This window comes from Rhodococcus sp. NPDC057529, assembly GCF_042802055.1.
GTDB lineage: Bacteria > Actinomycetota > Actinomycetes > Mycobacteriales > Mycobacteriaceae > Rhodococcus_F.
In genome coordinates, this window is sequence record NZ_JBHVEY010000029.1 from 92,303 (window position 1) to 106,645 (window position 14,343).

The 14,343-nt window shown below is 63.9% G+C and carries 12 protein-coding genes; 2 read left to right on the top strand and 10 right to left on the bottom strand.

Annotated features, from left to right (window positions below):
- Positions 1-197 precede the first annotated feature (197 nt).
- The 6 genes from ACFU5V_RS37500 to ACFU5V_RS37525 form a co-directional block, all read right to left on the bottom strand.
- Complete coding sequence (locus ACFU5V_RS37500; protein ID WP_378705870.1) at positions 198-890, bottom strand: GntR family transcriptional regulator; 693 nt, start codon at positions 888-890, stop codon at positions 198-200.
- Between the two features lie 251 nt (positions 891-1,141).
- Complete coding sequence (locus tag ACFU5V_RS37505; protein WP_378705872.1) at positions 1,142-4,411, bottom strand: protein kinase; 3,270 nt, start codon at positions 4,409-4,411, stop codon at positions 1,142-1,144.
- Positions 4,412-4,579: 168 nt separating this feature from the next.
- Positions 4,580-5,572 (bottom strand): zinc-binding alcohol dehydrogenase family protein, encoded by a 993-nt coding sequence (locus tag ACFU5V_RS37510; protein ID WP_378705874.1) that lies wholly within the window; start codon positions 5,570-5,572, stop codon positions 4,580-4,582.
- 38 nt (positions 5,573-5,610) lie between these two features.
- Entirely contained in the window at positions 5,611-6,024 is a 414-nt protein-coding gene (locus ACFU5V_RS37515) for a cupin domain-containing protein (RefSeq protein WP_378705876.1), read from the bottom strand.
- A 12-nt stretch (positions 6,025-6,036) separates the two neighbouring features.
- On the bottom strand, positions 6,037-6,870 hold the full coding sequence (locus tag ACFU5V_RS37520; RefSeq protein WP_378705878.1) for an SDR family oxidoreductase: 834 nt from the start codon (positions 6,868-6,870) through the stop codon (positions 6,037-6,039).
- Between the two features lie 52 nt (positions 6,871-6,922).
- Positions 6,923-7,252, bottom strand: a complete 330-nt coding sequence (locus ACFU5V_RS37525) for a carboxymuconolactone decarboxylase family protein (RefSeq protein ID WP_378705880.1) — start codon at positions 7,250-7,252, stop codon at positions 6,923-6,925.
- A gap of 201 nt (positions 7,253-7,453) precedes the next feature.
- On the opposite strand from ACFU5V_RS37525, the gene ACFU5V_RS37530 reads away from it, so the two are divergent.
- A complete protein-coding gene (locus ACFU5V_RS37530) occupies positions 7,454-8,341 on the top strand; it encodes a helix-turn-helix domain-containing protein (protein ID WP_378705882.1) in 888 nt (295 codons plus the stop codon).
- Positions 8,342-8,646: 305 nt separating this feature from the next.
- Here ACFU5V_RS37530 and ACFU5V_RS37535 read toward each other — a convergent pair whose 3' ends face one another.
- The 3 genes from ACFU5V_RS37535 to ACFU5V_RS37545 all read right to left on the bottom strand — a co-directional run bounded on the left by ACFU5V_RS37535 (position 8,647) and on the right by ACFU5V_RS37545 (position 12,413).
- On the bottom strand, positions 8,647-10,260 hold the full coding sequence (locus ACFU5V_RS37535) for a carboxylesterase/lipase family protein (protein ID WP_378705884.1): 1,614 nt from the start codon (positions 10,258-10,260) through the stop codon (positions 8,647-8,649).
- A 127-nt stretch (positions 10,261-10,387) separates the two neighbouring features.
- Positions 10,388-11,512, bottom strand: a complete 1,125-nt coding sequence (locus ACFU5V_RS37540) for an FAD-dependent monooxygenase (protein WP_378705886.1) — start codon at positions 11,510-11,512, stop codon at positions 10,388-10,390.
- Position 11,513: 1 nt separating this feature from the next.
- Entirely contained in the window at positions 11,514-12,413 is a 900-nt protein-coding gene (locus tag ACFU5V_RS37545) for an aldo/keto reductase (RefSeq protein WP_378705888.1), read from the bottom strand.
- A 507-nt stretch (positions 12,414-12,920) separates the two neighbouring features.
- On the opposite strand from ACFU5V_RS37545, the gene ACFU5V_RS37550 reads away from it, so the two are divergent.
- Positions 12,921-13,562 carry a TetR/AcrR family transcriptional regulator gene (locus ACFU5V_RS37550; protein WP_378705890.1) on the top strand — a complete coding sequence of 214 codons (642 nt, stop codon included), beginning with the start codon at positions 12,921-12,923 and terminating at the stop codon, positions 13,560-13,562.
- Between the two features lie 22 nt (positions 13,563-13,584).
- Here the strand turns inward: ACFU5V_RS37550 and ACFU5V_RS37555 are convergent, their stop codons facing one another.
- Positions 13,585-13,920, bottom strand: a complete 336-nt coding sequence (locus ACFU5V_RS37555) for a hypothetical protein (protein ID WP_378705904.1) — start codon at positions 13,918-13,920, stop codon at positions 13,585-13,587.
- Positions 13,921-14,343 lie beyond the last annotated feature (423 nt).

The window sequence follows — 14,343 nt, forward strand, 5'->3', positions numbered from 1 at the left end:
GGTGCTGTGCTGTGTCGTGAGCGGCGCCTAATGGCCGACACAGATGTCCAGGCCGATCCGGGAATAGGTGTTTCTGACCGGGAAGGCGAACACCCGGGCGGGCTTCTTTGCGACCTGATTGCGTCTTCGAATGGGCGACGAGGCGACGCATGTTTCAGCCATCGACATCGAAGCCCACCGTGCTACACGTTCTGTCGTCACGACGGCTGTGCCTCGGAGGCGTCCTCCCAGAGTCCGTGCTGGTCAAGATCCTCAATCAGGCGGTCGGCTCCGTCGAGGATGTGCGCCTCCATGAGGACCGTTGCCTTTTTGGGCGCGTGTTTGCGGAGAGCGTCGAGAAGGAGTGGGTGCTGCTCCCGCGTCGTGGTGAGATGACCTTCGATGGTCATATAGAAGCGATTAGGGAGGTTTGTGACGATAGACCCCAGGAGCCGAGCTAGCCGAGGGGAGTCCGCGGCTAGGTTGATTGTGCGGTGGAAGGCGTGACCCAGGGCGACGATACGTTGATCGTCGCCCTGGTCGATCGCGTCCTGGTGTTCTTGAACTATGGCCTCGAGTTGCTCGACTTGTTGCTTGGTGATGTTCTTGGCGGCTCGTGCGGCTAGCTCCCCGGCCAATTTGGCCTGTGCCCAGAACAGGTCGCGTACGTCTTGCCTTGTGAACGGAGCCACGACGAAACCGCGTCGGGGAACCATCTCGACGAATCCCTCGCTGCGCAGGGTGAGAAGTCCTTCGCGTACGGGGGTCGTGCTCACCCCGACAGCATCGGCAATCCGCTCTATGCGGAGGAAGTCGCCCGCACGGACCTCCCCGGAAATGATCATCTCACGTACGTAGGAGGCGACTTCCTCGGGAAGTTGCTGTCGTGCGGGCCTATCGTTCAGCGGCATTGGTGGCACCTTCCCCCGGATCGAAGAACACATATGATATACCGGCGCGTCCGAGCGATGGCGAGACGGGGCGGCTCACCGGTTCGTCTCGCCTCGCGAAACGCTTGGCCAGCCGACGGCGATATCCCGACTCGGCCTCGAGTGGCTTGTCGGCTTCTTCCAACGCGGATCGAAGAGTACGTGGCTTCCCATGCCCCGGAGACAGACGGGTCCCCGTGGAACCGCCGGCACGCCCGCGCCGGCGAGATTGGTCAGTTGTGACCGTGTGCCTGTTCCACGACCCAGGCGGCGACTTGTGTCCGGGAGGTGAAGCCCAGTTTGGCCAGGATGTGCTCGACGTGCCCCTGTGCGGTGCGGGGTGAGATCACCAGCCGGTCGGCGATGGCCTGATTGGTCAAGCCTTCGGCGATCAGGTCGGCGACTTGGCGTTCCCTCTTGGTCAGTCGCGTCGACGTGCCCGTGTCACGCGCGGGGGTTCCGGATTGTTGCTCGTGGAGGGCGTAGGCGATGGCCGCGTCGAAGCCGAGTTGCTCGCCTTTTCGTCTGGCGGACTGGAATGCTTTGTCGCCAAGTTCCTTCCGGGAATTTTCGACGTATTCGTTCTGGAAGACCATCAGACTGGAGTGAATCACCGCGGAACTGCCGATCGCTCGTGCCAGCCCGTCCGCGGCTCCCATCAAAACGGAAGCCCGGAGGGCATCGTGTCGGTCGAAACTGATCCAGGCGAGCGCTGCGAGGCAAGCCGACACGACACGGGGACTGCGCACCTGCCGGGTCAGCTCCAGCGACTCCTCGAGTAATCGTACGGAACGATCCGCATTACCCTTCTGCCACAGGGCAATTCCCAGGGCCCACAGTGCATGCGAGCGGTACATCTTCTCGCCGTACCGCTCCGTGATCGCCAGGACCCGCTCCAGGCATTCGATCGCCCGCTCTGTCCGCCCGGACAGTCCGTAGGCCAACCCCAACAGGTAGAGGGCACTGGTTTCGAGCGTGCGTTCACCGCGTTCGGTGAACTCTGCGAGTGCTGTCTCGAGGTGAGAGGATGCGCGCGCCGGATCACCGCTGTAGAGAGCCAGCATGCCATCGGCGTTAGTCATCAGAGCGCTCATCATGGGATCGCTGATGTGCGCGAGGAGCGCACGCCCCTCCGCAACCAGCGCGGCTCCTGCCTGGAGATCACCTTGCACATTCGCCATCACGCTTGCGCAGTAGAGTCCCTTGGCCCAGTCGACCGTCGGTCGGCCGCTCTGGCGTGTGAGCAGCAGGGTGAGCCAGCGCCGGCCCTCGCTATAGAGGCCTTGGGATGCCCAGAACCAGTGAAGTGAGGCGGCGGTGCGCAGTCCCGTGGTGGGGTCGTCGTCGACGCCGAATTCGAGGGCCTCTCTCAAATTCGGTTGTTCCCGTTTCAGCCTGGTGATCCACTCGACCTGGCGGACGCTGATCCACTCGGCCTCCGCGTCGAGCGCCAACCCCCCGTACCAGTCCCGATGCCGGCGACGCAACGACAGCGCCTCACCAGTCTGCTCGAGTTTCTCGTACCCGTACTCCCGGAGCGTCTCGAGCATCCGGAACCGCACCCCCGACCCGTACTCCTCCCGGATCAGGATCGATTTCTCCACCAGGGAGGTCAAGGTGTCGAGCAGCTCGTCCGGGTCGAGTCCGGCACCGCAGACCTGCTCGGCGGCATCGAGTTCGAAGCTTCCGGCGAACACCGACACCCGCCCCCACACCAGTTGCTCACCGGCGGTGCATAACTCGAAACTCCAGTCGACAGACAACCGCAACGTCTGCTGCCGCGACGGCGCGCCCCGGCTGCCCCGGGTCAGCAGCGTGTAGCGGTCGGTCAGCCGCTCGAGGATCTGCTGCGGCGACATCGCCCGCAACCGCGCCGCCGCAAGCTCGATCGGCAACGGCAGCCCGTCGAGCCGGTGGCAGATCCCCACCACCGCCGCCGCGTTCTCCTCGGTCAGCGCGAATCCGGGAACCGCCGCCGCGGCGCGCTCGGCGAACAGGGTCACGGCGTCGTAGGTGGGCAACCCCCGCATCGTCGGCTGCTGGTCGGGGCCGGGCACAGTCAGCGGCGGCACCCGCAGCACCGCCTCCCCACCGATGCCGAGGGGTTCGCGGCTGGTCGCCAGAACCCGCACCTGCGGGCACACCCGCAGGACGTGACCGACGAGTTCGGCGACCGAATCCACCAGGTGCTCGCAGTTGTCGAGGATCAACAGCACCTCCCGCGGGCTGAGGAACTCGATCAGCACCTCCGACAGCGGCCGCGCCGAGTGGTCCCGCAACCCGACCGCGGCGGCCGCCGCGTCGACCAGCGACGACGCGTCGCGCAGTTCCCCCAACTCGACCAGCCGCACACCGTCGGCATACTCGCGCTGCACCGCCGCCGCGATCCGCATCGCCAACCGGGTCTTGCCGACGCCGCCGATCCCGGTCAACGTCACCAACCGCGACCCGGCCAGCAGATTCCTCGCCTCGGTCAACTCGTGCCGCCGGCCGACGAAACTCGTCAGCTCCAGAGGGAGGCTGCCCGTCGCGCCCGACGTGGAGGAGGGCGGCGACAATCGGCCACGAGAGGTCACCTGCTGCCCGTATCCCTGAGCATCGGTTTCCGCGCGCAGGGCCATCTCGTCGACCGGAAAGCCGTGGTCGCGTTGCAACCCGCGCAGTTCCTCCCCGAGATCGGCTGCGGAGGCCGGACGCTCACCCGGTTCGCGGGACATCACACGGGCAATCACCGCCGCCACATCCTCGTCGATTCCGTGCTTCCGCAGATCCGGTATCTCCTGCGTGGTGATCCACAGGAACTGCGCCACCACCTGCTCGCCGCTGCGGCGTTCGAACGCGGCATGCCCGGTCAGCGCACTGAACAGGGTCGCGCCCAGGCCGTAGACATCCGCGGCCGGGCTCGGCGGATCGCCACCCAACACTTCCGGCGCGGTGTAGGCGGGCGACCCGGTGACCGCACCCGTGGCGGTCTCGAACCCCCCGCTGATGTGGGCGATGCCGAAATCCGCCAGCTCCGGCTCGCCGTACTCGGAGAGCAGAATGTTCGCCGGCTTGATGTCCCGATGCACAATCCCGAGCCGGTGCGCCGACTCCACCGCACCGGCCATCTTCACCCCGAGCCGCAGCACCCGATCCAGCGCCAACGGCCCGTCGCGGCGGATCAGCGCATCGAGGGAATCCTGCGGGTGATACGGCATCACGATGTAGGGAAGTCCGCTCTCGGTGGCACCGACCTGCAGAACACTCACGATGTTCGGATGCCCCGTCAACCGTCCCATCGCCCGCTGCTCCCGGAAGAACCTCGCCCGGTTTTCCTCGTCGAAGTCGACGGTGAGTACCTTCACCGCGACCGTGCGGTCGAGGCCGGGCTGAGTGCAGCGGTAGACCACGCCGAACCCGCCGCGACCGATCTCCACCGCATCCCCGAACTCGGCGCCCGCCAATTCCGCGGCCGGCGACGGCCGATACCGCTGAGTGTCGAGCGGATCACCTTCACCCATCGCACGGACTCTTCACCCCGCCGGCCCATCGGCCATCGCGTGCTGGTCCCGACGGCATGACCAGCGCACATTCCCGGAGGCGCACCTCACGGTGGCGTCCTCTCGAGGATATCGCTGTGGCTGAGAATGCGAGTACGCGAGCTCCATCGATCGTCTCGCCTCGGATTCTCAAGTCTCGCGAAGTGCGACAACGATTTTTCCGAGCGCATTACCCGAACGCAGCCGATCCGCAGCCCGCTGGAATTGCGCGAGCTCTACGGTTTGGTCGATCACGGGATGGATCTCACCACGTGCGACGGCCGGGATGACCTCAGGTAGGAGCCCGGCGATGATGTCGGCCATCTCCCAGTCGCGGGTGAAGCCGAAGGACACGCCGTGGACGGTGAGGTGGCGGTAGGACAGATGGTCGAGGTTGATCGTCGACTCGGCGCCGTCGAGGCGTCCGATGTTGACCACGTGACCGTCCCCGGCGGTGGCGGGCAGGCAATCTGCGAAGGTCTGCCCGGCGATGTGGTCGAGCACGACATCGACGCCCTTGCCCTCGGTCGCTGCCAGGGTCGCCGCGGTCAGGTCCTGTTCGCCGGTCACGATGACGGTGTCGACCCCAGCACCGGTGAGCAGGTTCCGCTTGGCGCTGCTGCGGGTCGTACCGATCACGTGTGAGGCACCCAAAGCCTTGACCACCTGGGCGCCGATGAGGCCGATCGCGGACGACGCACCGGTGATGAGCACGCTCTGCCCGGCCGTGAACCCGGCGGCGGTGAGCGCACCGTGCTCGGTCAGCAGGGCGGTCGGCAGCGCGCAGGCGATCTGCGGGTCGAGTCCCTCCGGGCGGGGCAGGACGAACCGGTGGTCGGCGACCACATACTCGGCGAAGGCCGACGGGATCGACCCCATCACCGCGTCGCCGACCTGCCAGGTATCCACACCCTCGCCGAGTGCGACCACCTCGCCGGCGTACTCGAACCCGGCGATGAACCTCTTGCCGTGACCACCGTGGGTGGGATCTGCCTCGGCGAGCATCGGAATGTCGGCGTTGTTGGTCGCAGCGGCCCGGTTTCGGATCAGGACCTCACCGGGCCCGGGCTGCGGGACGGGAACCTCCTCGAGGACCCATTCCGGTCCGATCCCGCCGATGAGGGCGCGCATTGTGTCAGTCATGTGTGGTCTTTCGTCCGGGAACGAGTCGGGCACGGTTGTCAGGAGCGGCGGGTGCGCGGCGCGTGGTACTGCTCGTCGGTGACTTCCTCGAGCCAGGTCGTCTCCGGCGTGCTGGACCCGTCGCCTTCCCAGATGGCCAGGTGCTCCATGAACCGGTCGTCGGTGGCGCCGTGCCAGTGCTCTTCACCGGCCGGGCAGGTCACGGTCTCCCCGGGCTGGGCTGCGAAGACGACACCGTCGCGGATGCCGACGAGCGCGGTCCCGCTCACGACGTGCAGGGTCTGCCCGAGGACGTGGTGATGCCAGAACGTGCGGGCTCCGGGCGAGAAACGGACCATGTTCGTGCGCGCCCGCGAGGGTTCGGTACCGGCGTAGATGACGTCGTACCAGACGTCGCCGGTGAACTGCTCGGCCGGGCCTTTGCCCGTGGGGCCGGGGGTGATGAACTCCATGATTCCTTCTCCTCAGTTGTCGATATCGAGGTCGAAGCCGAGCTCGCGGGAGTCCTCGGCCTGCGCGCTGATCTGACGTCCCTTGTCGATGACGGCGGGGATCGCGTCGGATCCGGCGACGAACCGCAGCGGCGGCTTCTCCAGCTCTGCGACCTTGACCAAGGCGTGGGCGAGCTTGACCGGGTCGCCGGACTGCTGCCCGTTCATCGACTGCCAGGCCGCCTTCGTCTGGGCGGTGCGCTCGGCGTAGTCGTCGATCGACTGGTCCGCCCAGGTGGTGGACGCCTCTTCGAGCAGTTCGGTGCGGAAGAACCCGGGCTCGACGACCGTCGTCGTGATCCCGAACGGTTCCAGATCGAAGCTCAGCGACTCCATCCAGCCCTCGACACCGAACTTCGTGGTGGCGTAGGCGACGCAGAACTCCTGGCCGATGACCCCGGCTAGCGACGAGACTGTCATGATGTGCCCCGACCGTTGCCGGCGCATCTGCGGCAGGACGGCGCGGGTGACGTTCATCGGGCCGAACAGGTTCGTCTCGACCTGCGCACGCATCGCGGCGTCGGAGATCTCCTCGAAGTAGCCGGCTTGGAAGGTGGCGGCGTTGTTGATCAGCACGTCGATCCGGCCGAACCGCTCCACCGCGGCGGCGACCACGGCCTCGGCGTCGGCAGGGTTGGTGATGTCCAGCGACGCGGTCAGCAGGTTCTCGCTCTCACCCAGCAGTTCCTGCACTTTCTCCCCGCGGCGGGCCGTGGCGACGACCTGATGGCCCGCCACGAGGGCCGTGCGGGCGATGTCGGTGCCGAGCCCGCGGCCTGCGCCGGTGACCAGAATGACCTTGCTCATAAGTATGTGTCTCTCGATTCTTCGTTCGTCACGGTCTTTTGGTTGTTTGTGGTCAGCTGTTCTCAGGAGTCGCGCGCAAGGCCTTGAGTTTCCCGAGCGCGCCCATCGCATTCGGCCAGCCGGCGTAGAACGCCAGATGCGTCAGCGCCTCGACGAGCTCGTCCTCGCGCAGCCCGTTGTCCATCGCGTACCGCAGGTGGAAGTCGAGCTGATCGCCCCGGTACAGCGCCACCAGCGCCGAGACGGTGACGAGGCTGCGATCGCGTGGCGAGAGGCCAGGCCGCTCCCAGATATCGCCGAACAGCACCTCGTCGGTGATATCGGCGAGCCTCGGGGCAATGTCTCCGATCGCCTTCTGCGCTGCTGATGGCTTTTCGGCCATGCTGGCCTCCTTACGTATAGGTTTTTGTTCGCGACCGCGGTCGGTATGCGCACGGTATGCGCACGGTGCGTGGCGCGCGTTTCACCCGATTGCTGTACTTCGATAGTCCTGCGCGAGTCAGGTTCTGCACAGGGGAAGAAAGTCTCCCAGGGAGAAATTTCTCCCCCTCACAACCAACAGGGCTGGTGAGACACTGGTGTCATGAGCGGTGACACTCAGATGAACGAACTCGGTGTGTTTCTCAAAGCCAGGCGCGCCGAGTTGACTCCGCGCGGGGTGGGCCTGCCCGATACTGCCGGTCCGCGCCGCGTCACCGGGTTACGCAGGGAAGAAGTCGCGCATCTGGCATCGATCAGCACCGATTACTACACCCGCGTCGAACAGGGCCGGATCCGTGCTTCGGCGCCGATCTTGAACACCCTCGCAGACGTACTCAAACTGGACGACGACCAGCGCACCTACCTGTTCAGCCTTGCCGGAAAACCGTCCACGCGGGCACCCCGCCAGACCAAGCAAACGGTGCAACCCCAGCTGCGGCGACTCCTGGACGACCTCAGCTCGGTCCCCGCCATCGTGATGGGCCGCCGCATGGACATCCTCGGCTGGAACCGGCTCGCCGCCGCGATGATCACCGACTTCGGACAAGTCCCCCAGAAGCACCGCAACTACGTGCGCATCCTCTTCACCGACCCCACGATGAAGGCGCTCTACGCCGACTGGGAGACCGTCGCCAAAACCGCCGTCGCCCAACTCCGGATGGAGGCCGCGAAGTACCCGGACGACCCCCGGGTCGCGGCACTCGTCGGCGAGCTCTCCGTCCAGGACCCACAATTCAGCCAATGGTGGGCCGCGCAAAATGTCGCGAGCCTTTCGGTCGGCACCAAGACGATGAATCATCCGGTCGCCGGTGAACTCGTTCTCGACTGGGACACCCTCACCGCCACCACCGACGCCGAACAACAACTCGTCATCTGGACCGCCGCACCCGACACCCCCACCCATGAGGCACTTCGATTCCTGGCGTCCTGGACCGAACGTGAACGCGAACCAGACACGGCCACAGAAGAATCCGCACGCACCCAACCCTGAGCACGTCATCGAGGCGGGTTCCGCCGCCGTCACGGGCGGGGAGTCTTTGCATTCGAGGAAAGAAGGCGGGCGCGCCCCACCACTGTTATACGGACGGATCCTGCAGCGCGCCTCACGTGACCGCCTGATTTGTTTGCCGGACCGAGCGCCGTGCTGTGATCGGATACCACTGTCATACCATGCGGCGAAGCGCTTTACGATAAGCCAAACTCGAACATGCTCGGACGTTCCGCACCCGCGAATTTGAGGGTGACCGCGCGCTATTCGCCGCTCGGACGCATGCAAATGCCCGAGCGGCGAACCCGTCAGTATATTCCTCTCGCATCCCAGAAATCGCAATTATGTACGTGGCCAAAGCTTTGCGAATCCATCCGGGGCTCCGGCAGAATGAGACTCATAGTGTTCTCCTCCGCGGGACTGTATTGCGGCCATTCCTCCTCCCGGTCTTCCGCACCCGCTGCGTTCGACCAGTAGTCGACCATCTTATCGGAGAGTTTCTCTTGAAGTGGATTGAGCTCTATGGGATTGCCTGCACCGCCGTGAAACCGGGGAAATAGGTACGCCAGCTCGAACGTGTGCGCAGCACCCAACGCGAAGGTCGTGGGGTTCAGATAGGACGGGGCCGTCCTATCTGAGAACTCGAAAGCATACGTAGGTGTCTGGTCAGCCATCCATCGGTTGATCGCCCTGCCAGGGCAGGCGAATTGCATGTCAGTGACGGCTGCCCCCAGGGCCTCGCTCGGGTTGCTGAAAGCATCAAGCGGATATTCCTTCAGCACGTCTTGTGTCAGGGGGCCGAAATAGGCATCCAACGCGCCGGGGTAGCCCGGGGCAGTCAGGGGGGCTCCACTCTCATTCTCAGGGAAGCCGGCAAAGAATGTTCCTTCGTCGCGAGTACTTCCGTTGATCAGCGTTACATGATTGAACTTCCCAGACTTGAACGCTTCAGCAGGGTGCGTCGGAATAACCCTGCCGTCGATGATGACCTGATTGATGAGGTAGGGGCTCTGCGTTGCAAGGATTTGATTTAGAGGGAGTTCGCGCAGGCACTCCGGGCCCCGGCTTCCGCAACCGACAGCCTTTGTAAAATCGGTTCCCGTCCTTTCTGCGACGTCGAGGGGCCTCGGCGCTCCGAAGACCGGAAACTGCAGGGCGATGGCGGCACCACTCATCGGAATCGCGTGCTGAAACTTGCCGGACGACAGTGGTGATGCCACATGCGCCAGCACGCTGTTGCCCCCAGACGACTCTCCGGAAATCGTCACGTTGCCAGGATCTCCCCCAAATGTTGCGATATTTCTCTGCACCCAATCCAATGCGAACTGTTGATCCATAAGGCCATAGTTTCCGAATGGATGACCCTCGCGGTCGAGTGCCGGATCGGCGAAGTATCCCAGCAGCCCGAGGCGATAGTTGATGGTTACCACCACCATTCCACCGTCTACGGCGAGCTTGCTGGGATCGTAGTCGCCTCCTCCTCCAACCGCCAACGCGCCGCCGTGAATCCACACGAGCACGGGAAGCTTCTTTTTGCTTTCGGCCGACTTTTTGCTCACGAATACATTGAGATTAAGGCAGTCTTCGTTTCCTCCGGCCTTCGCGAAGACTCCGAGATCTGCATTCTGTGGGCAGGAATTGCCGTATTCCGTTGCATCGAGCGGGGAAGTCCATGAGGGAGGTTGCTGAGGCGGCCTCCAGCGCAGATCTCCCACAGGTGCTGCCGCATAGGGTATTCCCAGGTAGGAATGCATTTCTCCGTGTTCGTTGCCTTGCACTGCTCCGCTGTCGATTTTTAAAACTGCGCCCTCCGGGCTGGACGTCGTCATGCACGCCGAGAGGCCTAGGGCCATTCCCGCTGCGGATAGTAACGCAGTGAGTTTGATCAATTTTCTAGCGATTTTTCGTTCTGCCGATGTCACGACATCTTTCTCCATTTTCTAGCATTCGGTTCTTGGGCTCGTCCTGGACGACCAATCTGCTGCGGACAAGTGCTCACGTGTGGCCGACATCGTCGTCGTTTTCGTGAATCAGGTATTCGATCCAGGCTCAGTTGAGCGCGAAGGACCGGCTGAAGGATTTCCCGGACTCCACGAGTCGTTGTGCTGCGTGGAGTGAACGTTGCTCGTACGTCAGCAGCGCCGCAGACACCGGGACGCCGCCGCGGATGCCCGGCTCGAGCGCTTTCGCCAGTGCCCCGGCGTCGTCGAGTGATGCGGCGAAACCGCGTCCGGTCATCGGTGTCGGCACATGTGCGGCGTCACCGACCAGCGCAAGCCGTCCGGAAACCATTCGGCTCGGCACGTATTCGGCGATAGGGGTGGCTGTCACGTCACGTCGCGCGACACTGGCGAGCATTGCCTCGCGCCACGGGGACGGCCAAGTACGCCGGATCTCCGATGCCAGATCTTCGTATGTTCCGGGTGGGATATCGTGAGGGCGGAGGGTATGGTGCACCACGTTTCCCCGGACGCTTCCCAGGCGCCGGAAGAGCTCGTTGCGGGTGGCGTCGTACCACGCCCAGCCGAGGCGCCGATGGCCGGGAGTTCGTGTGCCGTCGTTGTCGGGAAGGGGGTAGCCGAGCAGGTAGTGGGCACCACCCGAGCAGATATCCAGACTGGTGGGCCAGCTGGTGTCCAGTTCCAGGGACCGCTCGTCGGTGATCCCGAGCCACAGAACGTAGCCGGCGAACCGAGCGTCGGGTCGTTCAGGGGCGACGCTCCGGCGCACGAGGCTGCGGTGTCCGTCGGCTCCGACAACCGCATCCGCTACAACCGTGGGGTGACCGCGCATGGTGACCCACGCCCGGTCGTGGTCCTGGCCGACACTCTCCACCCGGCTGTCGTAGCGCACATTGATGAGTGGATGATCCGCGGCGCCGTGGTGCAGCGCTCTGTGCAGCATCTCCCAGGTTACTGGCAACCCCTTGTCCCACTGCTCATCCGACGGTGCGATGGCACTCAGGATAGGGCCCGCGATGTCGTCACCGAGCACCGCGCGCAGCTGTGGCCCGTCGACCGCTAGTGCCGCGCCGCTGCGTGGAGCGCTTCCTGTCCGCTCGAGCACGGTCACACGCGATCCTGCGCGCGCCAGCGCAAGGGCGGACATCAGTCCGGACAGCGACGCACCGACGATTGCAACGTGGACTCTCGTGTCGGTTCTCTCCGCCACCATGTCAAGCATTGTCGATCGCAAAAGGGAACCTGCTGGCATCGACGACCGTCGGGTCCGGACCACCCCGAACCCCCGTGTCCAGGGCATCGATCGCGGCTATCTCGTCGGCAGCAAGCGCGAAGTCGAAGACGCCGAAGTTCTCGGCGATGCGGCTGGGATCCACGGACTTTGGTATGACGGCGAGGCCGTGCTCCAACTCCCAGCGGATCACTACCTGAGCGGGCGTCTTGCTGTGGCGCTCAGCGATCGATACCACCACCTGATCGTGGAGGACGTTCTTGACTTCATCGGGGTCGTTGGGCTGGTAGACGTACACGCCGCCGAGCGGCGACCACGCCTGGGTCACGACTCCCAGTTCGGCATCGTGCCGCCGCACATCGGGTTGACTGAAGTACGGGTGTAGTTCCACTTGGTTGAGCGCAGGGACGATACCGGTGCGGTCGATCAACGTGTCGAGATGCTGTGGACTGTGGTTGCATACGCCGATCGCGCGGGTGCGCCCCTCTGAGAGCAGCTTCTCTGCAGCACGGTACGCGCCCACGGTCTTCTCGAAATCGGACGGCATTGGCCAGTGCAGAAGGTAGAGGTCGACGTAGTCGAGTCCGAGGCGTCGTAGACTGCCGTCAAATCCTTTCAGGGCTCCGTCGTACCCGTAATCGCTGATCCACAGCTTTGTGGTCACGAATACCTCACTGCGGTCGGCGCCGGAGGCCCGGATGCCCTCGCCGACCTCGCGCTCGTTGCCGTAAGCGGCGGCTGTGTCGAAGAGGCGGTACCCAACCGCGATCGCTGCCTGCACTGCAGCCACGGTCTGTTCAGGCGCACTCTGGTAGACGCCGAGACCCAATGCTGGCATCTGGACGCCATTGTTCAGCATCAGAAGCGGATTTGTCGTGCTCATTCTCGAGGTTCCTTTGCGTTAAATTCGGGGATGGATTCACCGGGGCTCGCGCCGGCCGAAATGGACTACCTATTGAGTGCGAAAGCGGCTGGGTGCCGAGCGGGTGCGGCGAGTCGACGGACTGACCCGACTGCCTGGCTCGTGGTTTGCGATCAAGCGATGCGAGTGACGGGATGCAGCGGAAGGGGATCGTCTCGGCGGGTGTACGAGGTTCTCCGGCGACGCCTGCTTTCGTCCTTCGATGAGTGGTCCAGGACTGCGTCAATCGCGTCTCTCTGTAACTGACCATGTGGCCGCAACGTCCACCGGAGGGGGACGCTCGGGCGGAGATTTCGTCGAGTCGCTGTCGAACTCTGTGCAGCCCTTGGTCGGCGGTCGCCGCAGCCCCGGCTGACGGTCGCTGAACTGTGCCTCTCACCTCCAGCGTGAAACGGAGTTAATGTATCCGTTTAGAACATAGCAGAGGAAGCGGATATGGACAATCCGTTTTGGTGGTAGCTTCGTCGTATGAGCGACAAGACCTCGCGGCGGAGAGATGCTGCACGCAATCGAGAGCGACTTCTGACCGCTGCCACGGAACTCTTCAAGGCGCGTGGACTCGAAGCGACACTCAACGACATCGCTCACCACGCTGGCGTGGGAGTCGCCACCGCATATCGGAACTTCGCCAACAAGGAAGAGGTCGTCCAGGCCCTATTTCGTGATCGGCTGGAAGCGATGATCGAACGAGCGGAACTGGCCCTCGAAGAAGAGGATGCGTGGGTAGGGCTGGTTGGTTACTTGAAACATTCGATGCAGGCGAAGCGTGATGACCGCGCGCTTGCTGAGCTTCTGGGCAGCCCCGATCTCGCCGGCGAGCTCGCCGATCAGGCGCGCGACCGACTCGGTGTCCTGACAAACGCCCTCGTGCGCCGAGCCCAGAGCCAAGGGGCGCTGCGCACCGACGTCACTGGCACGGACACCGTGTTCATGGAAGTGGGGCTCAATGCTGTGGTGGATCGAACCCGCGATGCCGCGCCAGATTTGTACTGTCGGCTTCTGGCAGTTTTTCTCGATGGATTGCGCGCCCGCGGCGAGAACACCGTGCTCGTTCCGGAACCGCTGTCCGTCGAGGCGACACATAATGTGATGAGAGGTCGCCAAAGGTAGAAATATGTTGCGGTGCAGTGATTTAGGTAATGCCATCCGAGATGGCCATCGCGCCGTCTGCCTTCTGGCTGCCACGGGTTTGTCCCGTGTGAGCTGCCTCGTGGCCATCAGAGAAGCCCGCTGCACGGCTTTGGTTGATTCGTGGACAGGACGTTGTTCGCAGTGGCGGGTAGCTCTTCAGGTCATCATGGACCTGCTCAATGATCGCGTGCCCGCGGTGAACCTTGACCGCGGCCACGGTGTCCGGGACGGCCGGGTCGGTGGTGGCGGCTAAACGCGTGGAACCGCCAGGTGTCGAACAACGCTCGCCCGGATCCTCCGCCAAGACCACATCGAAAAACAACTCGCTAAACGGCATCTCGACCCGAAAGTGAACCCATTCCGGATTGCGGTGTTCGACCTGTCCTTCTCTTAAAGATGTTTCGGTAATAGGGCGTGTCGTTGAACGGGATTCACACTGTGCTGCTGGATCATTGATGAATGGCAGGTAAGGAACCCGCTCTCATCTGGGTTCCGTTTGGCGGTGCACCTACCGCGGAGATCTTTCAGCGCTTTGGAATGTCAAGAGAACGATTTGGGGAGATTCTCTGGGAGAGAATTCGAGGAAAATCAGCAGACCCCGCGGTCGCCGGCCAGCTCGCACCGGTCTATCCGCCGCGCCGGCCTGCGCGGGATGCCGGGTTCGGTTCAAAAGCTGACCGAATTTGCGAGGAGTGAGCGTCGGTTCATTGGATTCGGGGCCGCCAGGGTGTGAGAACAATCAGCCATCCGTTCGATGCGT